Annotated in this window: 23 protein-coding genes; 6 read left to right on the forward strand and 17 right to left on the reverse strand. The window is 61.4% G+C overall.

From position 1 onward, the window contains the following. The first annotated feature begins 284 nt into the window (after window positions 1–284). The gene (dpaA, locus tag ACJ8M3_RS13590) at window positions 285–1,052 is read left to right on the forward strand and encodes a peptidoglycan meso-diaminopimelic acid protein amidase (RefSeq protein WP_033641973.1); all 768 of its coding nucleotides are present in this window, start codon (window positions 285–287) and stop codon (window positions 1,050–1,052) included. Here the strand turns inward: dpaA and ACJ8M3_RS13595 are convergent. Both ACJ8M3_RS13595 and lpcA read right to left on the reverse strand, forming a co-directional pair. Next, complete coding sequence (locus tag ACJ8M3_RS13595) at window positions 987–1,790, reverse strand: class II glutamine amidotransferase (RefSeq protein ID WP_019454310.1); 804 nt, start codon at window positions 1,788–1,790, stop codon at window positions 987–989. The genes dpaA and ACJ8M3_RS13595 overlap by 66 nt on opposite strands. 103 nt (window positions 1,791–1,893) lie before the next feature. Next, window positions 1,894–2,475, reverse strand: a complete 582-nt coding sequence (gene lpcA / locus ACJ8M3_RS13600; protein WP_004930220.1) for a D-sedoheptulose 7-phosphate isomerase — start codon at window positions 2,473–2,475, stop codon at window positions 1,894–1,896. Window positions 2,476–2,721: 246 nt separating this feature from the next. Between lpcA and fadE the strand changes: the two genes are divergently transcribed. Then, window positions 2,722–5,178, forward strand: a complete 2,457-nt coding sequence (gene fadE / locus ACJ8M3_RS13605; protein ID WP_004930218.1) for an acyl-CoA dehydrogenase FadE — start codon at window positions 2,722–2,724, stop codon at window positions 5,176–5,178. A gap of 289 nt (window positions 5,179–5,467) precedes the next feature. Next, window positions 5,468–5,620: a Hok/Gef family protein gene (locus ACJ8M3_RS13610; protein WP_004930217.1), complete on the forward strand. Its 153-nt coding sequence runs from the start codon at window positions 5,468–5,470 to the stop codon at window positions 5,618–5,620. A gap of 73 nt (window positions 5,621–5,693) precedes the next feature. Here the strand turns inward: ACJ8M3_RS13610 and ACJ8M3_RS13615 are convergent, their stop codons facing one another. The 10 genes from ACJ8M3_RS13615 to mtnK form a co-directional block, all read right to left on the reverse strand. Next, entirely contained in the window at window positions 5,694–6,737 is a 1,044-nt protein-coding gene (locus tag ACJ8M3_RS13615) for a HoxN/HupN/NixA family nickel/cobalt transporter (RefSeq protein WP_046688284.1), read from the reverse strand. 40 nt (window positions 6,738–6,777) lie between these two features. Beyond that, a complete protein-coding gene (gene yut / locus ACJ8M3_RS13620; RefSeq protein ID WP_164120074.1) occupies window positions 6,778–7,755 on the reverse strand; it encodes an urea transporter in 978 nt (325 codons plus the stop codon). Between the two features lie 19 nt (window positions 7,756–7,774). Further along, entirely contained in the window at window positions 7,775–8,722 is a 948-nt protein-coding gene (locus ACJ8M3_RS13625; protein WP_033641970.1) for an urease accessory protein UreD, read from the reverse strand. Next, window positions 8,719–9,354 carry an urease accessory protein UreG gene (ureG, locus tag ACJ8M3_RS13630; protein WP_033641969.1) on the reverse strand — a complete coding sequence of 212 codons (636 nt, stop codon included), beginning with the start codon at window positions 9,352–9,354 and terminating at the stop codon, window positions 8,719–8,721. The genes ACJ8M3_RS13625 and ureG overlap by 4 nt, the downstream gene beginning before the upstream one ends. 19 nt (window positions 9,355–9,373) lie before the next feature. Further along, the gene (locus tag ACJ8M3_RS13635; protein WP_042783734.1) at window positions 9,374–10,060 is read right to left on the reverse strand and encodes an urease accessory protein UreF; all 687 of its coding nucleotides are present in this window, start codon (window positions 10,058–10,060) and stop codon (window positions 9,374–9,376) included. Then, window positions 10,057–10,653, reverse strand: a complete 597-nt coding sequence (gene ureE, locus ACJ8M3_RS13640) for an urease accessory protein UreE (protein ID WP_442514693.1) — start codon at window positions 10,651–10,653, stop codon at window positions 10,057–10,059. Before ureE ends, ACJ8M3_RS13635 begins: the two co-directional genes overlap by 4 nt. A 12-nt stretch (window positions 10,654–10,665) precedes the next feature. Continuing rightward, entirely contained in the window at window positions 10,666–12,381 is a 1,716-nt protein-coding gene (locus ACJ8M3_RS13645; protein WP_033641966.1) for an urease subunit alpha, read from the reverse strand. A gap of 3 nt (window positions 12,382–12,384) precedes the next feature. Further along, window positions 12,385–12,831 (reverse strand): urease subunit beta, encoded by a 447-nt coding sequence (locus ACJ8M3_RS13650; RefSeq protein WP_197789985.1) that lies wholly within the window; start codon window positions 12,829–12,831, stop codon window positions 12,385–12,387. Between the two features lie 55 nt (window positions 12,832–12,886). After that, window positions 12,887–13,189, reverse strand: coding sequence for an urease subunit gamma (locus ACJ8M3_RS13655; protein ID WP_025160087.1), 303 nt, complete (start codon window positions 13,187–13,189; stop codon window positions 12,887–12,889). Between the two features lie 511 nt (window positions 13,190–13,700). Beyond that, entirely contained in the window at window positions 13,701–14,900 is a 1,200-nt protein-coding gene (mtnK, locus tag ACJ8M3_RS13660; RefSeq protein WP_442514694.1) for an S-methyl-5-thioribose kinase, read from the reverse strand. A 146-nt stretch (window positions 14,901–15,046) separates the two neighbouring features. Here mtnK and mtnA point away from each other — a divergent pair, with 146 nt between their 5' ends. Beyond that, window positions 15,047–16,075 (forward strand): S-methyl-5-thioribose-1-phosphate isomerase, encoded by a 1,029-nt coding sequence (mtnA, locus tag ACJ8M3_RS13665; protein ID WP_069099966.1) that lies wholly within the window; start codon window positions 15,047–15,049, stop codon window positions 16,073–16,075. Window positions 16,076–16,092: 17 nt separating this feature from the next. Here the strand turns inward: mtnA and ACJ8M3_RS13670 are convergent, their stop codons facing one another. Genes ACJ8M3_RS13670 through ACJ8M3_RS13680 form a run of 3 tightly spaced genes read right to left on the reverse strand, consistent with a single transcriptional unit; the run spans window position 16,093 to window position 17,932 of the window. After that, the gene (locus ACJ8M3_RS13670; RefSeq protein WP_033641961.1) at window positions 16,093–16,635 is read right to left on the reverse strand and encodes a 1,2-dihydroxy-3-keto-5-methylthiopentene dioxygenase; all 543 of its coding nucleotides are present in this window, start codon (window positions 16,633–16,635) and stop codon (window positions 16,093–16,095) included. Beyond that, on the reverse strand, window positions 16,632–17,321 hold the full coding sequence (gene mtnC / locus ACJ8M3_RS13675) for an acireductone synthase (RefSeq protein WP_046688277.1): 690 nt from the start codon (window positions 17,319–17,321) through the stop codon (window positions 16,632–16,634). Before mtnC ends, ACJ8M3_RS13670 begins: the two co-directional genes overlap by 4 nt. Continuing rightward, on the reverse strand, window positions 17,318–17,932 hold the full coding sequence (locus ACJ8M3_RS13680; RefSeq protein WP_163964504.1) for a methylthioribulose 1-phosphate dehydratase: 615 nt from the start codon (window positions 17,930–17,932) through the stop codon (window positions 17,318–17,320). Before ACJ8M3_RS13680 ends, mtnC begins: the two co-directional genes overlap by 4 nt. 164 nt (window positions 17,933–18,096) lie before the next feature. On the opposite strand from ACJ8M3_RS13680, the gene ACJ8M3_RS13685 reads away from it, so the two are divergent. Beyond that, window positions 18,097–19,257: a pyridoxal phosphate-dependent aminotransferase gene (locus tag ACJ8M3_RS13685; protein WP_033641958.1), complete on the forward strand. Its 1,161-nt coding sequence runs from the start codon at window positions 18,097–18,099 to the stop codon at window positions 19,255–19,257. After that, complete coding sequence (locus ACJ8M3_RS13690; RefSeq protein WP_033641957.1) at window positions 19,245–20,018, forward strand: amidohydrolase; 774 nt, start codon at window positions 19,245–19,247, stop codon at window positions 20,016–20,018. The genes ACJ8M3_RS13685 and ACJ8M3_RS13690 overlap by 13 nt, the downstream gene beginning before the upstream one ends. On the opposite strand, the gene hpxK is transcribed toward ACJ8M3_RS13690, so the two are convergent. Next, on the reverse strand, window positions 20,019–21,263 hold the full coding sequence (gene hpxK / locus ACJ8M3_RS13695; protein ID WP_197665288.1) for an allantoate amidohydrolase: 1,245 nt from the start codon (window positions 21,261–21,263) through the stop codon (window positions 20,019–20,021). Then, window positions 21,260–22,504, reverse strand: a complete 1,245-nt coding sequence (locus ACJ8M3_RS13700; protein ID WP_033641955.1) for a pyridoxal-phosphate-dependent aminotransferase family protein — start codon at window positions 22,502–22,504, stop codon at window positions 21,260–21,262. The genes hpxK and ACJ8M3_RS13700 overlap by 4 nt, the downstream gene beginning before the upstream one ends. Between the last annotated feature and the right edge of the window lie 34 nt (window positions 22,505–22,538).

Below are 22,538 nucleotides of genomic sequence, written 5' to 3' on the forward strand. Positions count from 1 at the left end.
AATTGAAGAGAGAATATTAACATTGTTCGCAACATTGTTCTGCGTTCCGTCGTGACTTGTGTCAAGCAAACGCAATTAAATTTCGCCTGTTTTTCACTACTTATCGTTAAAATCTGCCGGTCATTTCACTTTTATCGAGCTTTGTCGTTTTTTTATACATATCACGTATTGCTAAAAATAAACGCGCTGGTAATCTGGCGGTGTTTTGCAGCAGTAAAAACAATAATCAGTGGCACGCTGGCCAATCTCATTGCGCCGGCAGATAAATATAAGCAGGAATAATAATGAGCAAAATCGCGCTGTTGTTTGCGATGCTTGTTTCTATGCCGATGATCACGGCCTGCAGCGCCAGCGAGCAGGTACCCGAAGCGCCGGTAGTTAAACAGCAATTATTGGGGTCGCCGGTCTATATTCAGATCTTCAAAGAGGAACGCAAGCTGGAATTGTATGCCAAAATGGGCAATGAATTCCGCTTGGTCAATACGTTCCCGATCTGTAATTTCTCCGGCGGGCTGGGTCCTAAACGTCGTGAAGGCGACTTTAAAAGTCCGGAAGGCTTTTATAGCGTTGACGCGCGCCATCTGAAACCCGACAGCAAGTATTATCGGGCGATCAATATCGGTTTCCCTAATGATTACGATAAGTCGCAGGGCTATTCCGGCGCTTATCTGATGATCCACGGCGAATGTAAATCGATCGGCTGTTACGCGATGACCAACACCTATATGGATGAGATCTATCGCTACGTCGAAGCCGCCTTCGCCTATGGCCAAAGCCGCGTCGACATCAGCATCTACCCGTTCCGCATGACCGAACAGAACCTGAAGCGCCATGCGTCATCCAGCTATATCGCCTTCTGGCGCCAGCTGAAGCCGGGCTATGATTACTTCGCGAAGAACCACCAGCCGCCGATGATGACCGTGGACAACGGCCAGTATGTGCTGGGTCAACCGTTGATGAGCAGCGGCCAGATGACGCAGTACGCGTCAACCAGCCCGACGCCCAACACCAATCCCTTCGCTCAGAACAAGCCGCTCACCGAAGTGAAATAACGCGAACTCGCCTGGCTCAATCTTGTGCCAGGTTTCGTTGGCGGTCAGCGGTTGGGTGGCGATCACCGTGACCACATCGTTCGGTGTGGTCTGCTGCTGAAAATCGATTTCCACGTCCTGATCCAGTAGCGTCGCCTTGCCGAACGGCGCGCGGCGCGTGATCCAATACAGGTTGGTGGAGCAATAGGCCATCACGAAGCGCCCGTCCGACAACAGCATGTTGAACACCCCTTTCTTGCGCAGCTGGCTCGCCAACAGGCCGATATAGCGGAACACCGCCGGCCACTGGCTCGGCGTGCGCGGGTATTTCAACGCCAGCTGATGCAGCAGCCAGCAAAACGCGTATTCGCTGTCGGTCTGGCCGACCGGGCGAAACGTGCCGGTATCCAGTTGGCGATAGCCTTTCAATTGGCCGTTGTGCGCGTAGGTCCAGTTGCGGCCCCACAGTTCCCGGGTGAACGGATGGGTGTTTTCCAGCGCCACTTCGCCGCGGTTGGCCTGGCGAATATGGGACACCACCGCGCAAGACTTGATCGGATAGTCCTGCACCAGGCGGGCGATCGGCGAGTTGAAGCTCGGCTGCGGATCCTTGAATGTGCGGCAGCCGTTCCCTTCATAGAAGGTAATGCCCCAGCCATCCTTATGCGGCCCGGTGCGGCCGCCGCGCTGTACCAGGCCGGTAAAGCTGAAGCAGATATCGGTCGGTACGTTTGCGCTCATCCCGAGCAGTTCACACATCGCCAGCACTCCTTAACCACACTGACATACGCTGTGCGGGCGCGGCATGCATGCGGCGCCCGCTGTCTTATTCCTGGGGGAGCCGGAGCCCCCCCGAAGGCTATCAAGCCTTAACCATCTCTTTTTCGATCAGCTGAATCAAGATGTGAATCGCTTTGATGTGGATTTCCTGAATGCGATCGGCGTAGCCGAAGTGCGGCACACGGATTTCCACATCGGCGGAACCCGCCATTTTGCCGCCGTCCTTGCCGGTCAGGGTGATCACTTTCATCCCCTTGGCGCGCGCCGCGTCGATGGCCTTGATGATGTTGCCGGAGTTGCCGGAGGTGGAAATGCCCAGCAGCACGTCGCCTTCGCGGCCCACCGCTTCCACATAGCGGGAGAACACATACTCATAGCCGAAGTCGTTGCTGACGCAGGACAGATGGCTCACGTCCGAGATGGCAATCGCCGGGTAGCCCGGGCGGTTTTCACGGTAGCGGCCGGTCAGCTCTTCGGCGAAGTGCATCGCGTCGCAATGGGAACCGCCGTTGCCGCAGGAGATCACTTTACCGCCGGCTTTGAAGGAGTCCGCCAGCAGCACCGCCGCGCGTTGGATGGCGTCGATGTTGGCGTCGTCATTGATAAATTTCGCCAGGGTATCAGCCGCTTCGTTCAGTTCACTGCGAATAAGGTCGTGGTACATGAGGAACCTCTTGTTATCGTCAAATCTTCCGCTCCGCAGTGTACCGGATCGCGGAAACAGCGAGAAGCATTCTCAGCCAAACAGCGCGCCGGTTAAGGAAGCGGAGAGGTTTTTGATGATTGGTGCTGTCAGTTTGTGACCTGAGTTGTAATTAAACTGTAAACGCATTGATAAAAATTCTGCCTTGTACTAAAACCTATTACATACACACAACAGGTCAGACCTCTTACTACTTCGGAGCTTCTTATGATGGTTCTTAGTATTGTCGTTTTACTGGCTCTCCTCGGCGTGGTGTTCTACCACCGAGTGAACCTTACCCTCAGCAGCCTGATCCTGGTGGCGTACACCGCCGCCATGGGCGCGATCGGCCTGTGGAGCTTCTGGCTGTTGCTGCCGCTGGCGATCGTGCTGCTGCCGCTGAACCTTTCCTCTGTGCGTCGCTCTCTGCTCTCCGCGCCGGCGCTGCGCGCCTTCCGCAAGGTGATGCCGCCGATGTCCACCACCGAGAAGGAAGCGATCGACGCGGGCACCACCTGGTGGGAAGGCGATCTGTTCCGCGGCGCGCCGGACTGGAACAAGCTGCACAGCTACCCGAAACCGCGCCTGACGGAAGAAGAGCAAGCGTTTATCGACGGCCCGGTGGAAGAAGCCTGCCGCATGGCCAACGACTTCCAGATCACCCACGAACTGGCCGATCTGCCGCCTGAACTCTGGGCGTACCTGAAAGAACACCGTTTCTTCGCGATGATCATCAAGAAAGAGTACGGCGGTCTGGAATTCTCCCCTTACGCTCAGGCGATGGTGCTGCAAAAACTGGCCGGCGTTTCCGGCATCCTGGCGATCACCGTCGGCGTGCCGAACTCCCTCGGCCCGGGCGAACTGCTGCAGCACTACGGTACCGAAGAACAGAAAAACCACTATCTGCCGGGCCTGGCGCGCGGCGACGAAATTCCTTGCTTCGCGCTGACCAGCCCGGAAGCGGGCTCCGATGCCGGTGCCATTCCAGACGTCGGCACCGTGTGCATGGGCGAATGGCAAGGCAAGCAGGTGCTGGGCATGCGCCTGACCTGGAACAAGCGCTACATCACGCTGGCGCCGGTCGCCACCGTACTGGGTTTAGCATTCAAACTGCATGACCCGAACCGCCTGCTGAGCGACAACGAATCCCCGGGCATCACCTGCGCGCTGATCCCGACCAGCACGCCGGGCGTGGAAATCGGCAACCGCCACTTCCCGCTGAACGTGCCGTTCCAGAACGGCCCGACCCGCGGCACCGACGTGTTCGTGCCGATCGATTACATCATCGGCGGCCCGAAAATGGCCGGCCAGGGCTGGCGCATGCTGGTTGAATGCCTGTCGGTCGGTCGCGGCATCACCCTGCCGTCCAACTCCACCGGCAGCCTGAAATCCATCGCCCTGGCGACCGGCGCCTACGCGCACATTCGCCGTCAGTTCAAGATCTCCATCGGCAAGATGGAAGGGATCGAAGAGCCGTTGGCGCGCATCGCCGGCAACACCTATGTGATGGACGCCGCCGCTTCGCTGATCACCTACGCGCTGGTGCAGGGCGAGAAACCGGCCGTGCTGTCGGCCATCGTCAAATACCACTGTACGCACCGCGGCCAGCAGTCGATCGTTGACGCCATGGACATCGCCGGCGGTAAAGGCATTATGCTGGGCGAATCCAACTTCCTGGCTCGCGCTTATCAGGGCGCACCGATCGCCATCACGGTGGAAGGCGCGAACATCCTGACCCGCACCATGATGATCTTCGGTCAGGGCGCGATCCGCTGCCATCCTTATGTGCTGGATGAAATGGCGGCGGCGCAGAACAACGATCTGAACGCCTTCGATAAATCGCTGTTCGGCCACCTGGGCCACGTCGGCAGCAACAAGGTACGCAGCTTCTGGCTGGGCCTGACCAACGGCCGCACCAGCGCCACGCCGACCAAGGACGCGACCCGTCGTTACTATCAGCAGTTGAACCGCCTGAGCGCCAACCTGGCGTTGCTGTCGGACGTTTCCATGGGCGTGCTGGGCGGCAGCCTGAAGCGCCGCGAGCGCATCTCCGCTCGCCTGGGGGATATCCTCAGCCAGATGTACCTGGCTTCCGCCGTGCTGAAACGCTTTGACGACGAAGGCCGTCAGAAAGAAGATCTGCCGCTGGTGCATTGGGGCGTGCAAGACAGCCTGCATAAAGCCGAACAGGCGCTGGATGATCTGCTGCGCAACTTCCCGAACCGCTTTATCGCCGGCGCGCTGCGCTTCGTGGTCTTCCCGTTCGGCCGCGTGCATACCGCACCGTCCGATCGCCTGGATCATCAGCTGGCCAAGATCCTGCAGGTGCCTTCCGCCACCCGCAGCCGTCTGGGACGCGGCCAGTACCTGACGCCGAGCGAGCATAACCCAATCGGTCTGCTGGAAGCGGCGCTGGCCGACGTGATGGCCGCCGAGCCGATTCACGAACGCCTGTGCAAGGCGGCCGGCAAAAACCTGCCGTTCACCCGTCTGGATCGTTTGGCGGAGCGCGCGCTGGAAGAAGGCAAGATCAGCGCCGACGAAGCGAAGATCCTGGTGAAAGCCGAAGAGAGCCGCCTGCGCTCCATCAACGTGGACGACTTTGCGCCGGATGCGCTGGCGGCCGCCAAGCCGGAAAAGCCGGCGGCGCAGTCTAAGCGCCAACAGCAGACCGAAGCGGCTTAACGCCAATTCCTACTCCACGCATCCAAGGGGCGATCATCATCGCCCCTTTTTCTTTTCTTGCATCACGAACTGCGCACCGCGCCGCAGGTTGGCGCAACGGCGGATTTCACGGGAAGGAAGTTCGGGTAGACTGCGCAGCGGGTGCTCTGGATCTTTCTGTCCGGAGCCTTGGCAAAGGAGAGAAAGAGAAAGGCCCCGAGTCGATATTATCAACCCGAGGCCACTCTGATGCCTAGCAACATCAGGTTAGCCTCTTACCCGCCGCAAGGCAAGGATAGGGAGGTCAAAAATGCAGCAAAAACGGGTCGTGCTTAAGCTGGTGATCGTCTGTATGACGCTGATCGCGTTCATCTGGCTAACCCGCGGTTCGCTGTGCGAACTGCGCATCAGGTTGGGAGACTCGGAGGTTGCGGCCACTTTGGCTTACGAATCCGAACGGTAAGGCAACCCAACGGCGGGGTTCGCCCCGCCCGTTGGCGGATGGTGTCAGGCAGGATCCACGAGCACCCGCCTTTTCAGCCGCTGACCGTCAGCTTGTCATAGCCGCGCAGGCGGTAATTCACCACCGACACCAACCAGCAGAAAATGAACACGGCGATCACCCAATAACCCATCTCCCCCAGATGATCGTTGAGCCGCGCCACGGCGTCCCACAGCGGGCCGGACAGCGCCAGCTTGTCGGCGATAAGTCCGAGCGCTTCGATGCCGCCGATAAACACCGCGATGATCACCGACGCCGCCGTGATGGTCATGTTGTAGTACAGTTTGCGGATCGGTTTGGAGAACGCCCAGCCGTAAGCGCCAATCATCACGAAGTTGTCGATGGAGTCGATCAGCGCCATGCCGGCGGCGAACAGCGCCGGGAACAGCATGATGCTCCACAGGTTCATGCCGTGGCCGGCGCCGGCAGCCGAAATCCCCAGCAACCCGACCTCGGTGGCGGTGTCGAAGCCCAGGCCAAACAAGAAGCCCACCAGGTACATGTGCCAGCTCTGATTCACCAGCCTGAACAGCGGGCGGAAGCAGCGCGCCAGCGCACCGCCGCCGCTCATCAACAGATCCAGCGATTGATGCGCAGGCAGCTCGCCCGCCTTCACCTGCCGGAAAGCGCGCCACACGGAGATCAGCACCAGCAGGTTGATAAAGGCCACCGTCAGCAGAAACAGCGCGGACACCAGTGTGCCGATCAAACCGCCGGTTTCGTGAAACCAGCCCATCTGTCGGCTGAACATCATCGCCGTGGCGGCAATGGCGGCCGAGGCCAGCACCACGATGGTCGAGTGGCCGAGCGAGAAGAAGGTGCCGACCGCCACCGGCGTTTTGCCCTGTTGCATCAGCTTGCGGGTCACGTTGTCGATCGCGGCGATGTGATCGGCATCCACCGCATGGCGCAGACCAAAACTGTAGGCCAGCAAGGCGGTGCCCATCAGCGCCGCATTGTCTTTGAACACCGCCAGCGCCAGCAGCCAGACAACGACGTTGACCGCCACCAGCCCCAGCAGCAGGGATACCGCCCGCCGCCGGGCCGCGCCATGCAATCCTTCGGAAATTACCGCCATACCCACACTCCCGTTTTCTCGTTATGTTGAAATCAATGGATTAGCGCCGCGCCGCGATCACCGCCGGATTGGCGCTCAAAAACACCCAGGACGCGATCACGAACGGCATGGTCAGCGACGGCATCCCCAGCGGAGCCAGCAAGGTATTGAAAGCCCCCTGCACCAGCACCGTGAAAATCACGCCGAGCAGCGTATAGATAAGCACCCGCCGCCCGGGCGGGTTGAAGACGGAACCCAGCGCCACCGCCGTCAGCACCGCACTGAAAGCATACAGCCCGGCGAAGACCGCCTGCGGATCGGCGCCAATCGCCAGCGCGGTGATCACCGCCAGCAAGGCGCCGAAGAAACCCAGCGCCATCGCGCGCGGCGACGAAACCGCCAGCCCGAGCAACAGCAGCACGCCGCCGCTCACGCTGCTGCACAAAAAGACCTGGGAGACGCCGTGCAACGCACCGCTCAACACCTCCGCCAGGTCGGGATGCGGGTTGAACACCGCGCCGTCGGCCGGGATGGCCGCCGGCGGCAACCGCACATGCCGCAGATGGCTGAACGGGTAGCTGGCCAGCAGCACTGTCCAGGTGGTCAGCACGAAAGGCGCGGTCAGCGCCGCGATCTTCCAGGTACGCAGCAGCCGATTGAGGCCGACGGTGACGATCACCGAGATCGCGCTGCTGAAGATCACGCCGATCCACAGCCAGACTGAGGGCAGCAAAAAGGTCGGCAGCGCGGCGCCGACCAGGCAGCCGTTGTAGCCATAGAGACCTGTGCGCAACGCTGTGCGATCGTCCACCAACCACGCCGCGCTGAGCGTCGCCGTCGCCGCGCCCAGCAGGCAGCCGAAGGCCACCTGCGGTAGCCCCTCTTCCCAGGCGCCCACGAAAATGGCGATGAAAAACAATAATCCGGTCAACGGGTTATTTTGAAACATCACCTGCGAACAGCCGCGCAGCACCGCATCCGTCACCGCCGCTATTCGGCTGCGGGCGCACAACGCCGCCCAACTCCACTTTGTCGTCATGACCGCTTCCCGCTGCAGACTAGCGCCAGATAAAAGGCTCGGGCAGCGTCACGCCCAGGATTTCCTCCCGGGCGACGCGCCAGAAAGCGCGAATCGCCGCCTTCACCTGGCGCGCCTCTTTGCCCAAAGCCTTAAAGATCAGCCCGCACTCATTGGGCAACCGGCTGACGCCGCTGGCGATCCCCTCAGCCTCGTCATAGCGGGGCGCGATGCGATCGAGGAGCCGCTGATGATGCTCGGGCGGCGTCAGCAGGATCACATTGCCGAACACATCGAACGGCCCCATTACGCCGACCCCGTTCAGCGGGTGTTTATGCGGTTCCAGCACATAGCGCTCGACAAACAGCGTGTTGCCCTCGGGGCGACAGGCGCTGATGCGCGAAGAGTAAACGTCGAATCTGAAACCGCGATCCGCCTGATGGTGTTTGCGTCCCGACATCAGGATCTCGCCATAGAGCAGCGTCGCCGTGGGGTGCAGCGTAATGCGGGTATCGGTAATGAAGCGCGAGCCGCAGTGAGGGATCACCGGATCGGGCATCATCTCCAGATAGCTGCCCTCTTCGAGCGTCAGCGTCTGCATCTGCGCCGCGTAGTTATTTTCCATGGCGTGGATCTTGGTCGCCGATTGAGTGGTGACATGCCCGCAGGCCCGGGGGGCGACCTGCACCTCGAGCGTCAGGCGATCGCCCTGCAAGATGCAGCCCGAGGTGGAGATGACGAATACGCACGGCATCTGCGGCAGCGCCTCGTCCCAATACAGCGCCCGCTGCACCAGAAATGGCACGCGCCGCTCCATTTGCCGCAGCACGCTGCGATGCCCGTTCAGCGCGAACCCCAGCCGCAGATAGCCGGTTTTGCCCACGCCGCCGCTGGCCATCTGCGGCGGTTCGTCCTGGTAGGCGGCCAACTCCGGCGCGTCGGCGCCGAGTTGCGCCACGCGCCTCGCCGCTTCGCTGACGGCCGTCATACCGCCGCCGACGGCGCGTGGGTGAACAGGAAATCACGCATGATCATATCCACCAGTTCGTCGATGCCTTCGCCGGTTTTGCAGTTGGTGAGGATATAAGGCCGCTCGCCGCGCACCACGCGCGTATCGTGCTCCATCACCGCCAGGCTGGCGCCGACGTACGGCGCCAAATCGATTTTGTTGATCACCAGGATGTCGGCCTGCACCAGGCCCGGGCCGTTTTTGCGTGGGATCTTTTCACCTTCGGCGACGTCGATAACGTAGATGTAAAAGTCCGCCAGCGCCGGGCTGAAGGTCAACGTCAGGTTATCGCCGCCGCTCTCGATCATCACCACGTCGCTGTCCGGGAAACGGGCCTCCATCTCCTCCACCGCGGCGATATTCATGCTCGGATCCTCGCGCACCGCGGTATGCGGGCAGGCGCCGGTTTCCACGCCCAGAATTTTCTCCTCGTCGAGGATCCCCTTGAGCGTGCGCTTGACCTGTTTGGCGTCTTCGGTAGTGACGATGTCGTTGGTGATGATTAACGGGCTGATGCCCCGTTCGATCAGACGCGGCGTAATGACTTCGATAATCGCGGTCTTGCCCGAGCCTACCGGGCCGCCGATGCCAATGCGGGTAATTTTCTTCACTCTGCTCGTTCCTTTGTCATTAGTTGCTGAACAGTCGGGTAAATGCGCCGACGTGCAGCGCGGCCAGGACGTCGGTCACCGGCGCGTAAGAGGCCATTTGTTCAACGCCGCCGCGTTCGGCTTCGTCACAAAAAACGTCGATGTCCCGGTTGAGTTGAAACAGGATGCGTTGGGTGTCGATATGGGTGACGCGCATCAGGCGCATGGCGGCGCTGAGAATGGTCATCGCCACGCCGTACTGATGCATCACCGCCACCTCGCGCGGCCCCGCGCCCAGCGCCGTCATCACTACCGCCTGCGTCACCGGATAGGTGCCGGCGGCGCGGCCGGTTTTGATCTGCTCAAGCCACCAGACCACCTGGGGCTCATCACAGATGGCCGCCGTCATTTCCGCCAGCTTCTTTCCCATCCTCACCACCATGCTGCGGCCTTCTTCATTCAGCTTGCGGTTGAACAGCGCCCAGTCGTGCCCGATAACCGCCTCGCGATCGCCCCCCTGCAGCGCCCGGCAGGCCGCCGCGACCGCCCGGCCGTCGCCGCCCGCCGCCTGTTGCAAAGCGGTGCGGGTGAACGATTTCAGCGTGTCGACATCGCGCACGATGCCGGCCTGGATCGCCGACTCGACGCCATTGGAAAAGGCAAACGCCCCCACCGGCAGCACCGAGTCGGCAAACTGCAGGATGCGAATCAGCTGAACAGCGTTCATTTCAATTTGATCACATGCTGACCGAGGAATGGGCTGTCAACATGCACATGGGTGGCGGAATCCTCCGCGCCGCCGAACAGCAGGCGCGCTTCGGGCTGGGTCAGATGCGGCAAAATGCTTTCACCCTTCACGAACGAATAAGGCAGCGCATGAAAGCCGTGGGTTTTCATCACCGAATCCATCACCTTGGTCGCCACCGTCAGCGGAATAAAGATGCGATTCCCTTTGATGACCGATTTCCAGTGCTGATTGCCCAGGGCATGCCCCAGTTCGAATGCGGTCTTCAGCACCGTCGCCATATCGGTCGCCAACAGCGACTGCAGGTGGATCACCATCACGTCGCGCAGGTCCATCTGCACCACCACCGCGCTGCGGTTCGCTTCGTCCCAAAGCAGCACATCGCCGTCGGCCAGCACCTGGTGACGATCGAGGGAAATGCCGAGATCCTGACCATCGCGGGTGGTTTTGCGGCAGCGGCTTTTCTGCGCCTCCCACTGCGAAAGCGCCAACACGTCCAACGAGGCGTGTTGCAAGCGCTCACGCCAGTCGGCATCCCGTTTGATATTGCCGAGTATCTTTTCAATCACGATCATGAGCGGCGGTTCCTAGCTGAAGAAGTAGCGTTGATTAAGCACGGCGGTGGCGATCGGTTTCACCGTGGCGTGTTCGCCGTTGACCTTGACGGCGAAGGTTTCGGGGTCCACCTCGATGTGCGGCGTTTCCGCATTGCGCACCATGTCCTGCTTGGAGATCGCGCGGCAGTTATGCACTGCCATCACCTGCCGCTCCAGCCCCAGTTTCTCTTTGATGCCGTCGTGCAACGCCGCGCCGGAGACGAAGGTGACGCAGGTTTCCTGCAGCGATTTGCCCATGGCGCCGAACATCGGTCGGTAGAACGTGGGCTGCGGCGTCGGCAACGACGCGTTGGGATCGCCCATCACCGCCCAGTTAATCATCCCACCCTTGATCACCAGCTTCGGCTTGGCACCGAAGAAGCGCGGCTCCCACAGCACCAGATCGGCCATCTTGCCGACCTCGACCGAACCCAGCACGTGGCTGATGCCCTGCGCGATCGCCGGGTTGATGGTGATCTTCGCCACGTAGCGCAGCACGCGGAAGTTATCGTGTTCCGCCGCATCTTCCGGCAGCTTGCCGCGCGCGGCTTTCATCGCGTGTGCCGTCTGCATCACCCGCAGCCAGTTTTCGCCAACCCGCCCCATCGCCTGGGAGTCGCTGGAAAACATCGACAGCACGCCCATGTCGTGCAGCACGTTTTCCGCGGCGATGGTTTCCGGCCGCACCCGGCTTTCAGAAAACGCCACGTCGGCCGGCACATTGGGGTTGAGGTTGTGGCACACCATGATCATGTCGAACAGTTCGGCCTGACTGTTGATGCCGAACGGCAGCGTGGGGTTGGTGGAGCTCGGCAAGACGTTCATCTGCGCGGCGACCTTGATGATATCCGGCGAGTGCCCGCCGCCGGCGCCTTCGGTGTGGAAGGTGTGGATAGTGCGCCCTTCGAAGGCGTCGATGGTGTCCTCGACGTAGCCGCCCTCGTTCAGGCTGTCGGTATGCACCGCCACCTGAATATCCATGTCGTCGGCCACCCGCAGCGCGTGGCGCAGCGCGGAGTTGGTGGCGCCCCAGTCCTCATGCACCTTCAGCCCGGCCACGCCGGCGGCGATTTGTTCGACCAGCGGCGCAGCGTGCGAAGCGTGCCCCTTGCCGAGCATCCCCACGTTGACCGGCATGCTCTCAAAGGCGCGCAGCATGCGGTGGATATGCCAGGGCCCGGCGGTCACCGTGGTGCCGTTGGAACCGTCGGTCGGCCCGACGCCGCCGCCGAAGAAGGTCGTCACGCCGTTGGAGAGCGCATGTGCGGCCTGCTGCGGCGAAATGAAATGAATGTGCGTATCGATGCCGGCGGCGGTCAGGATCAGGTGTTCGCCCGAGATGGCGTCGGTGCTGACGCCCACCACCATGCCGGGCGTGACGCCGTTCATCATCGCCGGGTTGCCGCTTTTGCCAATGCCGGCGATCAGGCCGTTTTTAATGCCGACGTCCGCCTTGATCACCCCTTGCCGGGCGTCCAGAATGGTCACATTGGTAATGACCAGATCCAACACATTGTCGCTGGTTAATCGGTTATCGGCGCCCATGCCGTCGCGCAGCGACTTACCGCCGCCGTAGACCGATTCCTCACCGTAACCGCGCAGATCTTTTTCTATTTCAATAAACAGTTGCGTATCGCCCAAGCGAATTTTATCGCCGGTGGTCGGGCCGAACAGCCCGGCATATTCCTGCCTGGAGATCGTTGGCATGCTTTATTCCTCGTCCGTCTTGATGGGCGCCTGGTCGCGGTTTTTATAACCCAGCTCAATAGCTCGCTTTACATCTATAGTTTTCTTTACTCTTTCACCGGCGGCTACCGGGCTGTCGCCCGCCCAACCGTCCACCAGATTATTAAAACCATAAACCGTTTGCTTGCCGCCGATGGCAATAAGCGCCACCTCGATTTCATCGCCGGGTTCAAAGCGGATCGCCGTCGTGGCGGTGATATTTAACCGTTTACCAAAGGCGGCGGCGCGATCGAACTGCAGCGCTTTGTTGGCTTCGAAGAAATGAAAGTGTGAGCCGACCTGAATAGGCCTGTCGCCGGTATTGCGCACCGTTAAAATAACCGTCTCGCGATCTTCATTGAAGGTGATGGGACTTTCGGACAGGATATAGCCGCCTGGCGGCACGTACTTTTCTTTGTCATGCTTTTTCATCGGAATACCTGTGCTGATAAGATTCGTCCATGGGATTCAGGAAGGCCATCGGCGCTTATTGAATAGGATCGTGCACCGTCACCAGGCGGCTGCCGTCGCTGAATATCGCCTCGACCTGCACATGCGGGATCAAGTCCGCCACGCCGTCCATGACGTCATCGCGGCTCAAAACCTGCCGCGTGTCGTTCATGACTTCTTCCAGCGTTTTTCCCTCGCGGGCGCCCTCCAGCGCCGCGGTGGTAATAATGGCCACCGCCTCGGGATAATTAAGCTTTATCCCTCTGGATTTTCGTTTTAATGCGACGTCAGCCAGGGTATAGACCATCAGCTTTTCGATTTCTCTTGGCGTTAATTGCATGTAGCACTCCGATCTCGATAGAAATAATCAGACAAAGTGAGGCCAAAGGTTACTTATAGTTAATAACCTTGCGTTATTTATTTACGATTGTCCGACACTCGAATAATCTAGGGGGTAATATTGAGATAATCAACCCGCTGCTTTATTCAAACCCGAGCATGAGCTGTCCCATTTCCTAAAAAAGTAACGGCGACGTGATAGTTTTTATCGATAAAAAGTCTTTTTTCATCTTCCCACTCCCACAATAAAACGATCAAAAAAAGAACGGATGGCGTTTTTTTATTTTAATTACCGTCATGAAATCCAGATAAATAAGCACTGTCCTTATGGATGACATTAATATTAAAGACATGTAACCAACGGTCAGAAAATATAATTAAATTTACAAATAAGACGCGAGTGAAAATACCTTTTTAGTTAAAAACAATTTATCTATTCTGTTACTGATGCCAATAAGTTATTAAAAAAAAACCCGGCCGCAGCCGGGTTTGCCTCATTACTGTCGGGCTCTTCAGCCTTGCTGACGAATGCGCGCCAACAGCGCGTCGATATGCTCGATCTGCGGCGCATTGACGATCAGCGTGCGCCCCAAACCCAGCGCATGACGCTGACAGTCGAGGCGCATGTCGGCGTCGGCGATGCTGTCCAGATCGGCGACGTGCGCCAGGCCGATAGTGCGCCGAATCAGCTCGGTGCCGCAGTACCCTACCGCATCAGTCCAGACCTGCTGCAGGAACTGCTCGGCGTAACCCGGCGTCGCCAGCGCCGCATCACGGCTTTGCTGATGGCACAGCGCCAGGAAACGATCGGCAAAGATCAGCCACAGCTCGCGCACATCCTGCAGACGCTGCTCGCGCCCGGCGGCGGCGTCGCGCGGCCCGAACAGCCCTGGCTGGCCGCAATAGTTGAGCAGCAGATTGCCTAACGCAGTGCCGACATCAAAACCGATCGGGCCGTAGAAACCGAATTCAGCGTCGATCGCTTTCAATCGCCCTTCCGCCACGAAAATTGAACCGCTGTGGATATCCCCGTGCAACAACGCCTCCGCCTTGCTGAGAAAGCGGTGTTTCAGGCCGGCGACCGCCAGCTTCAGCGGCGCATCCTCACGCAGCGACTGCACCTGCGGCAACAGCGCCGCCTCGAACTGATTGCGCTCATGGTCGATATAGGGATCGGTAAAGAACAGATCTTCGGTGATCTGGCACAGCTCGGGGTTGGTGAAGCGGCTGACTTCCGCTTTTTTCTGCTGCGCCGACTGATAAAAATCGGAGGTGTGGAACAGCGTCTGCGCCAGGTATTCCGCCAGCTGACCGGCCGCCAGCGGATGATAGTTCCCCTGCACCAGTTCGCTGCGCCAGATGCGATGATCGGAGAGATCTTCTTGCACCATCACCGCCAACTCGGGATCGTGGTGCAGGATTTTTACCGTATGTCGCGGGCAGAAACCGCCGTGGATCAACAGCGTTTCCGCTTCGATGCGCGCCCGATCCAGCGTCAGCGGCCAGGATTCGCCCACGCAGCGCACGTACGGCAAGGCCTGTTTGACGATCACCCGGCTCACGCCTTCGCGATCGCGGATCTTGAACACCAGGTTCAGGTTGCCGTCGCCGATCTCGTCGGCGCTGACCAGCGCCTGCGGATCGGCCACCTGCCCGTATTGGCGGGCGTATTCAACGGCATCGGCAGCCGTAAACGTACGATAAAGCGACATTCCCCAACCCCTCTGTTCTCTCTCGCTGCCCCCAGCGATTCTGTTTATTTAGACGTAAAAGCATTTGGACGTCTATACATCTGGAAGTCATGTTGGCAGAATAGCGTTTCAGATGCAATAACCTCGCAACAAGGAATTAACCGCCGATGCAAGCGCTTAACACCACCAGTTTGACCCTGCGGGACAACCGCCTTTGGATCCTCGATCAGCAAGCCCTGCCGCAGGAAAAGCGGTGGCGCGCCTGCGACAGCGTGGAGGAGTTGGTCGGGCACATTCACAGCCTGCGGGTGCGCGGCGCGCCGCTGATCGGGCTGTCCGCCAGCCTGCTGTTGGCGCTGCTGGCGGAACGCGGTGTGCCGCGCGCCGAGCTGGAACAGGCGCTGCACACGCTGCGCGCCGCCCGCCCGACGGCGGTTAACCTGATGAACAATCTGGATCGCATGAAGCTGGCGCTGGCGGAGCCGGACTGGGCGCCGGCGATGGTGAACGAAGCGCTGCGGCTGGTGGAGGAAGATCGCCGGCTGTGCGATCGCATCGCCGATCACGGCGCTGGGCTGGTCAAGCCAGGCAGCCGCCTGCTGACCCACTGCAATACCGGCGGGTTGGCCACCGCCGGCGTCGGCACCGCCATCGGCGTGCTGCTGCGCGCCCACCAGCAGGGCAAAGTGCAACAGGTATGGGTTGATGAAACCCGGCCGTTGCTGCAGGGCGGCCGTCTGACCGCCTGGGAACTGGGCGAGCTGGGCATTCCCTATCGCCTGATCTGCGATTCGATGGCCGCCAGCCTGATGGCGCAGGGCCAGGTCGATGCGGTGTGGGTCGGCGCGGATCGCATCGCCGCCAACGGCGACGTCGCCAACAAGATTGGCACCTACAGCCTGGCGGTGCTGGCGCACTACCATGGCATTCCATTCTACGTGGCTGCCCCGCATACCACCCACGATCCGCACTGTCCGGACGGCGCCGCCATCCCGATCGAGCAACGCGCGGCGGCCGAAGTCACCGGCGTTTCAGGCAGCTTCGGCGCCTGCCAGTGGGCGCCGGCCGATGCGCCGGTCTGCAATCCGGCGTTCGACGTCACGCCGGCCAAGCTTATCAGCGGGTGGGTGTTCGACAGCGGCGTGATCACGCCGCAACAGGTTGAAGCGGGGATTTTCCAGCGGGCGCTGGGTTAACGCCCGCCGGTTGACGATCAGTCCAGGCGCGGATAGGCATCGGCGATCGTGTCGCCGGTGAAATGCGCCACCCAGCCTTCCGGGTTGTCAAATACCCGGATCGCGGTAAAGTGCGGCGCCGAGCCCATATCGAACCAGTGACGGGTGTTGGCCGGCACCGAGATCAGATCGTTCTTTTCGCACAGGATCTGGAAGATCTTGCCGTCCAGATGCAGGCAAAACAGCCCCGCCCCTTCAACGAAAAAGCGCACTTCATCCTCGCCGTGCGTGTGTTCGGACAGGAATTTTTCGCGCAGCGCCTGACGCTGCTCGTGGTCCGGCCGCATGCTGATCACGTCCCAACTCTGGTAGCCCTTTTCCGCCACCAGCCGGTCGATCTCATGCTGATAGGCGGCGATCACCGCCTCCGGCTGCGGGTTGTCGCCCAACTCGCGATCCGCCTGCCAACGCTCAAAGCGCACGCCGATCTGCGCCAGCTGGCGCTGGATTTCCTGCGCGTCGCGGCTCTGCCACAGCGGCTGCTGCGGTGCTGTATCACTGAAAATGGTCAATCCACTCATGAGACAAACTCCCCTAAATCGATGTGATCAAAACGGCTGACCTGCGGATGCCGGCTCTGTGCGTCCGCCTCATCGCGGATCAGCTGGCAGGTATGCCAGCCGGCGGCCTGCGCGGCGTCCAGCTCCTGGTGAATATCGGACAGGAACAGCAGTTCGTCGGGCGCGATGCCGATAGCCTGCGCGATGTTGCGGTACGACGCGGTTTCACGCTTGGCGCCGACGCGGGTGTCGAAATAGCCGCTGAACAGCGGCTGCAGATCGCCGGCGTCGCTGTGGCCGAACAGCAGCTTCTGCGCCTCCACCGAGCCGGAGGAATAAACGTAAAGCTTCAGCCCCTGGCGCTGCCAGGCAGCCAACTGCCCGGCGACCTCCGGATAAAGATGTCCGCGGAAGTCGCCCTCGCGATAGCCGCTGCGCCAGATGATGCCCTGCAGCGCCTTGAGCGCGGTGGATTTGCGATCTTCATCCATAAAGCGATACAGCGCGGCGATCAGCGCATCGAGATCCGCCTGCGGCTGGTCAATTTCAGCGCGCAGCGCCGCCAACGGCGCGGCGACTTCGCTCTCCGTGGCGTGACGGCGTACAAAATCCGCCAGCCGCTCGCGGGCATAGGGAAACAGCACCTGATGCACGAAGCGAATATCGCTGGTGGTGCCTTCAATATCGGTCACGATAGCGCGGATCATTTCGCCTCCAGCAAGCGACGTTGCAGTTCACACTGGAACAGGAATTCCAGCCCTTCGAGATGGCGGCGGGCTTCCGCCACCTGACCTCCCCAGCAATAGAGACCGTGGCCGCGCACCAGAAAACCGTACTGCAGCGGCGTGACCTCGGCATAGGCCGCGACGCGCGACGCCAGCCGGGGAATGTCCTGATCGTTATCGAAAATAGGGATCGCCACGCAGTCCAGGTGGCTGCGCTGACCGGCGAGCGACTTTTGCATTTCGTACCCCTGCAGCACCAACGCATCGCCGCGTTCCACCCGCGACAACACGGTGGCGTTGACGGAATGGGTATGCAACACCGCGCCAAGATGCGGGTACAAACGATAGAGCAGCGTATGCAGCCCGGTTTCCGCCGACGGCGTACGGCCGCTCGGCACGTGATTGTCAGCGATATCCACCCGCAGAAAATCGGCGGCGCTCAGACTGCCTTTGTCTTTGCCGGACTCGGTGACCAGGCACTGGCGTTCGTCGAGGCGCAGCGACATGTTGCCGCCGGTCGCCGGACACCAGCCTTTGTCGCCAATCCAGTGGCAGGCCGCCAGTAATGCGGTAAGTTGCGGATTCTCCGTCATTGTTATCGTTTCCCGTTCGGTATAGCGGTCAGCAGGTGAGGCTTAGCCGGCTGCGCGACAGGCTAAGCACTTTTTCGTATTTAGCCATCTAAGCGTCTTGATTGCCAAATACTAGCATCGTGTTATATTGACGGCAATATAAGCGCCTGGAGTATTCACCTGCTATGAGCACTTCCGCATTGATTCCCGACAGTAAACTGCCTGCCCTGGGCACCACCATCTTCACCCAGATGAGCGCGCTGGCGCAGCAGCATCAGGCGATCAACCTGTCGCAGGGCTTCCCTGATTTTGACGGGCCGGACTACCTGAAAGCACGCCTGGCCTGGCACGTCGCCCAGGGCGCCAACCAATATGCGCCAATGACCGGCGTGGCGGCGCTGCGCGAAGCCATCGCCGACAAAACCGCCGAGCTGTATGGCTGGCAGCCGGATGCCGGCAGCGAAGTGACCGTCACCGCCGGTGCCACCGAAGCGCTGTTCGCCGCCATCACCGCGCTGGTGCGCCCCGGCGATGAGGTGGTCTGTTTCGATCCGAGCTACGACAGCTACGCGCCGGCGGTGACGCTGGCCGGCGGCGTACTCAAACGCCTCGCCCTGCAGCCGCCCGCATTTGCCGTGGATTGGCAACGGTTCGCCGCCGCGCTGTCGCCGCGCACCCGTCTGGTGATCGTCAATACGCCGCACAACCCGTCCGCCACCGCCTGGCAGGCGGAAGACATGCAGCAGCTGTGGCACGCCATCGCCGAGCGCGAGATCTACGTGCTCAGCGACGAAGTCTACGAACACATCTGCTTCGCCAAAGGCGGGCACGCCAGCGTGTTGGCCCACCCACAATTGCGCCAACGGGCGATCGCGGTGTCCTCCTTCGGTAAAACCTTCCACATGACCGGCTGGAAAGTGGGTTACTGCGTGGCGCCCGCCGCGCTGAGCGCCGAGGTGCGCAAGGTGCATCAATACCTGACCTTCTCGGTCAACACCCCGGCGCAGCTGGCGCTGGCGGATAGCCTGCGCGCCGAGCCGGAGCACTGGCGACAGTTGCCGGCATTCTACCGCGCCAAGCGCGACCGCTTCGTGCAAGCGCTGGCGAGCAGCCGACTGGAAATTTTACCCTGCGCCGGTACATACTTCTTGCTGGCGGACTACAGCGCCATCTCCGATCTGGACGATGTGGCGTTCTGCCATTGGTTAACCGAGCACGTGGGCGTGGCGGCCATTCCGCTGTCGGTCTTCTGTGCCGATCCTTTCCCCCATAAATTGATCCGGCTGTGCTTCGCTAAACAGGACGCCACGCTGGATGCAGCTGCGGAGCGGTTATGTCGACTTTAAAAATTACCCTGTTGCAGCAACCTCTGGTCTGGCGCGACGGCCTCGCTAACCTGGCCGCCTTCGACGCGTTGCTGGCGCCGATCGTCGGGCGCGATCTCATCGTCTTGCCGGAAATGTTCACCACCGGTTTTGCCATGGATGCCGGCGAGAGCGCCCTGCCCGAACAGCAGGTGATCGACTGGCTGCACGGTTGGGCGGTGAAAAGCCACGCGTTGATCGGCGGCAGCGTGGCGCTGAAAACCGCCGAAGGCGCGGTCAATCGCTTTCTGCTGGTGGAGCCGGGCGGCCAGGTGCATGCCTATGATAAACGCCATCTGTTCCGCATGGCCGGCGAACACCTGCACTATCAGGCCGGCAACCGGCGCGAAATCGTCGAGTGGCGCGGCTGGCGCATCCTGCCGCAGATCTGCTACGACCTGCGTTTCCCGGTCTGGGCGCGCTATCAGCAGGATTACGATCTGGCGCTGTACGTCGCCAACTGGCCGGCGCCGCGCAGCCGCCATTGGCAAACGCTGCTGGCGGCGCGGGCGATTGAAAATCAGGTGTATGTGGCGGGCTGCAACCGGGTGGGCGACGATCCGAACGGCCTGAACTACAGCGGAGACAGCCTGATCATCAGCCCGCAGGGCGAGATCCTGGCGGATGCCGAGCCCGGCGCAGCCGCGCGGCTGGACGCCGAGCTGTCGCTGGAAACCCTGCAGAGTTACCGCAGCGCCTTCCCGGCCTGGCGCGATGCCGACAGCTTTCTGCGTCTTGACTGATTAAACGCGATCCCAGCCGGCGATCGTCAGGCAATAGGCCTGGATCGCCAGCGCTACGTCCGCCTGCCGCACCGCTTCAGCCGGATGATGGCTGACGCCGCCGGCGCAACGCACGAACAGCATGCCGACCGGCCATTGCGCCGCCGCGGCGATGGCGTCATGACCGGCGCCGCTCGGCAGCGCCAGACTCTGCCCCTGTACCTGCTCGACGGCCGCCTGCCAGCGGCGCTGCAGATCGCCATCGCAGGCGGTGGCGTCAATGCGGTAAAACTCCTCGCTGGCGAAGCGCGCTCCGCGGCGTGCGCAGATCGTCTGCGCCTGCGCCAGCAACGTCGCCAACAGCGCCGCCAGCGGCGCATCCTGCGGGCCGCGCACGTCGAGCGTCAATCGCACTTCGCCCGGGATCACGTTGGCCGCGCCCGGCAGGCTCTCGATGCAGCCGACGGTGGCCACCAGATGCGGATCGGCGGCGCGGGTCAACGTTTCAACCGCCGTTATCCATTCCGCCGCGGCCGCCAGCGCGTCTTTGCGCTGCCCCATCGGCACCGTACCGGCATGGCCCGCCTCCCCGCTAAAGACGCAGTTAAGCCGACGCGCGCCGTTGATCGCCGTCACCACCCCCAGCGCCAGGTCGGCCGCCTCCAGACATGGGCCCTGTTCGATATGCAATTCCAGATAAGCGCGGATTTCCTGCGGCGCGCGGCGCGCCTGCGCGATCGCCGTCGGCTCCAGCCCGAAGTCGCGCATGGCCTGCGCGATGCTCACCCCGTCCGCGTCAGTCTGCGCCAGCCATTCCTGCGGCCATTGGCCGGTCAAGCCGCGGCTGCCCAGCAACGTCACGCCGAAGCGAGCGCCCTCTTCGTCGGCAAAGCCGATCACCTCCAGCGCCAGCGGCAAACGACGCCCCTGGCGGTGGTATTGCGCCACCGTTTCCAGCGCCGTGAGCACGCCGAGCATGCCGTCATAACGCCCGGCGTTGCGCACCGTGTCCAGATGCGAACCGAGCAGCAGCGCGGGGGCGCCGGGCGTTAGCCCTTCATAACGGCCACAGATATTGCCGACGCTGTCTTGCCACACCCGCATGCCGCTCTCGCGCATCCATTCGCCCACCAGAACGTTGGCGCGCCGATGTTCCGCAGACAGATAAAGACGCGTCAGTTTACCGGGCTCCGCGCTGATCGCCGCCAGCTCGTCACAGCGCGCCATCACCCGCGCGGCAGCCTGCTGCGCCTCCTGCGGCGTCATTCTGGCCGTCCTGCATCGTACAGGTTCCAGGCCGCCTGGAGGGCCTCCCCCTGTTGCGTGGCGAAGCCCAACCGGTTCAACACCGCCTCCAGCGCCGCCAGCGTTTGCAGCACGCAATCTTTGCGCGCGTTGTAGCCCATGGTGCCGATGCGCCAGATCTTGCCCTGCAGCGGGCCGAACGAGGTGCCGATTTCGATAGCGAAATCGTTCAGCATCATCTGCCGCACCTGCTCGCCGTGCACCTGCGGCGGGATCATCACGCCGAGCACGTTATTCATGCGGTGCTCGAGATCGCCGAACACCGCCAGCCCCATGCCTTGGATGCCCGCCAGCATCGCCGCGCCGTGCAGCCGGTGGCGGGCAATGGCCTGATCCAGCCCTTCCTCGAGGATCACCCGCGCGCATTCTCGTGCCGCGAACAACATGCTGGTGGCTTCGGTATGGTGATTCAGGCGTTCCGGCCCCCAATAATCCATGATCATGCCGAGGTCGAAATAGTTGGAGTAGATCATCTCGTCGTCGCCGTCGGCATGTTCGGCGGTGCGGATCCCCTCCTCCACGCATTTGCGACGGCGCACGATCTCTTCAAACTGCGGGCTGAGGGTGACCGGCGAACTGCCGGAAGGGCCGCCCAGGCACTTCTGCAGCCCGGCGGAGACCGCATCCAGCCCCCAGGCGTCGGTCTCCAGCGGGTTGCCGCCAAAGGACGCCGTCGCATCGGTATAGAACAGCACGCCGTGGCGGCGGCAGATATCGCCCAGCTCATGCAGCGGCTGCAGCATGGTGGTGGACGTGTCGCCCTGCACCGTCAGCAGCAGGCGCGGGCGCACCCGCTTAATCGCGTCTTCGATGCGATCGGCGCTGAACACCTCGCCCCACGGCGCGTCTATCGTGTGTACCTCGGCGCGACAACGGCGGGCAATTTCGCACAGCAGATGTCCGAAGCGGCCGAATACCGGCACCAGCACCTTATCGCCCGGACGAATGGCGGAAACCAACAGCGCCTCGATGCCGGCGCGTGAGGTGCCGTCCACCAGCATCGTCCAGCGGTTTTCGGTGCGGAACAGCGCGCGATACAGCGCCATGACCTGATTCATGTAACCGGTCATTGCCGGATCGTACTGCCCGATCAGTTGGCTCGACATGGCGCGCAGCACGCGCGGATCGGCGTTGATCGGCCCCGGCCCCATCAACAGGCGCGCCGGCGGGTTAATCTGTTCGAACTGCGGAGTAGTTAGCATGTTATTTCCTTACCAGCTTAATAACTTGTCATTT

It is taken from the genome of Serratia sp. CY55921 (assembly GCF_052167655.1).
GTDB classification, from domain to species: domain Bacteria; phylum Pseudomonadota; class Gammaproteobacteria; order Enterobacterales; family Enterobacteriaceae; genus Serratia; species Serratia ureilytica.

Excerpts from the sequence above, each read along its gene's own strand:
- yut (WP_164120074.1), bottom strand. The coding sequence starts at position 7,755 with ATGACGACAAAGTGGAGTTGGGCGGCGTTGTGCGCCCGCAGCCGAATA.
- ACJ8M3_RS13625 (WP_033641970.1), bottom strand. The coding sequence starts at position 8,722 with ATGACGGCCGTCAGCGAAGCGGCGAGGCGCGTGGCGCAACTCGGCGCC.
- ACJ8M3_RS13655 (WP_025160087.1), bottom strand. The coding sequence starts at position 13,189 with ATGCAATTAACGCCAAGAGAAATCGAAAAGCTGATGGTCTATACCCTG.
- fadE (WP_004930218.1), top strand. The coding sequence starts at position 2,722 with ATGATGGTTCTTAGTATTGTCGTTTTACTGGCTCTCCTCGGCGTGGTG.
- mtnK (WP_442514694.1), bottom strand. The coding sequence starts at position 14,900 with ATGTCGCTTTATCGTACGTTTACGGCTGCCGATGCCGTTGAATACGCC.
- ACJ8M3_RS13595 (WP_019454310.1), bottom strand. The coding sequence starts at position 1,790 with ATGTGTGAACTGCTCGGGATGAGCGCAAACGTACCGACCGATATCTGC.
- mtnA (WP_069099966.1), top strand. The coding sequence starts at position 15,047 with ATGCAAGCGCTTAACACCACCAGTTTGACCCTGCGGGACAACCGCCTT.
- ACJ8M3_RS13635 (WP_042783734.1), bottom strand. The coding sequence starts at position 10,060 with ATGAACGCTGTTCAGCTGATTCGCATCCTGCAGTTTGCCGACTCGGTG.
- ACJ8M3_RS13690 (WP_033641957.1), top strand. The coding sequence starts at position 19,245 with ATGTCGACTTTAAAAATTACCCTGTTGCAGCAACCTCTGGTCTGGCGC.
- ACJ8M3_RS13650 (WP_197789985.1), bottom strand. The coding sequence starts at position 12,831 with ATGAAAAAGCATGACAAAGAAAAGTACGTGCCGCCAGGCGGCTATATC.
- hpxK (WP_197665288.1), bottom strand. The coding sequence starts at position 21,263 with ATGACGCCGCAGGAGGCGCAGCAGGCTGCCGCGCGGGTGATGGCGCGC.
- mtnC (WP_046688277.1), bottom strand. The coding sequence starts at position 17,321 with ATGATCCGCGCTATCGTGACCGATATTGAAGGCACCACCAGCGATATT.
- ACJ8M3_RS13700 (WP_033641955.1), bottom strand. The coding sequence starts at position 22,504 with ATGCTAACTACTCCGCAGTTCGAACAGATTAACCCGCCGGCGCGCCTG.
- ACJ8M3_RS13685 (WP_033641958.1), top strand. The coding sequence starts at position 18,097 with ATGAGCACTTCCGCATTGATTCCCGACAGTAAACTGCCTGCCCTGGGC.
- dpaA (WP_033641973.1), top strand. The coding sequence starts at position 285 with ATGAGCAAAATCGCGCTGTTGTTTGCGATGCTTGTTTCTATGCCGATG.
- lpcA (WP_004930220.1), bottom strand. The coding sequence starts at position 2,475 with ATGTACCACGACCTTATTCGCAGTGAACTGAACGAAGCGGCTGATACC.
- ACJ8M3_RS13645 (WP_033641966.1), bottom strand. The coding sequence starts at position 12,381 with ATGCCAACGATCTCCAGGCAGGAATATGCCGGGCTGTTCGGCCCGACC.
- ACJ8M3_RS13680 (WP_163964504.1), bottom strand. The coding sequence starts at position 17,932 with ATGACGGAGAATCCGCAACTTACCGCATTACTGGCGGCCTGCCACTGG.
- ACJ8M3_RS13670 (WP_033641961.1), bottom strand. The coding sequence starts at position 16,635 with ATGAGTGGATTGACCATTTTCAGTGATACAGCACCGCAGCAGCCGCTG.
- ACJ8M3_RS13615 (WP_046688284.1), bottom strand. The coding sequence starts at position 6,737 with ATGGCGGTAATTTCCGAAGGATTGCATGGCGCGGCCCGGCGGCGGGCG.
- ureE (WP_442514693.1), bottom strand. The coding sequence starts at position 10,653 with ATGATCGTGATTGAAAAGATACTCGGCAATATCAAACGGGATGCCGAC.
- ACJ8M3_RS13610 (WP_004930217.1), top strand. The coding sequence starts at position 5,468 with ATGCAGCAAAAACGGGTCGTGCTTAAGCTGGTGATCGTCTGTATGACG.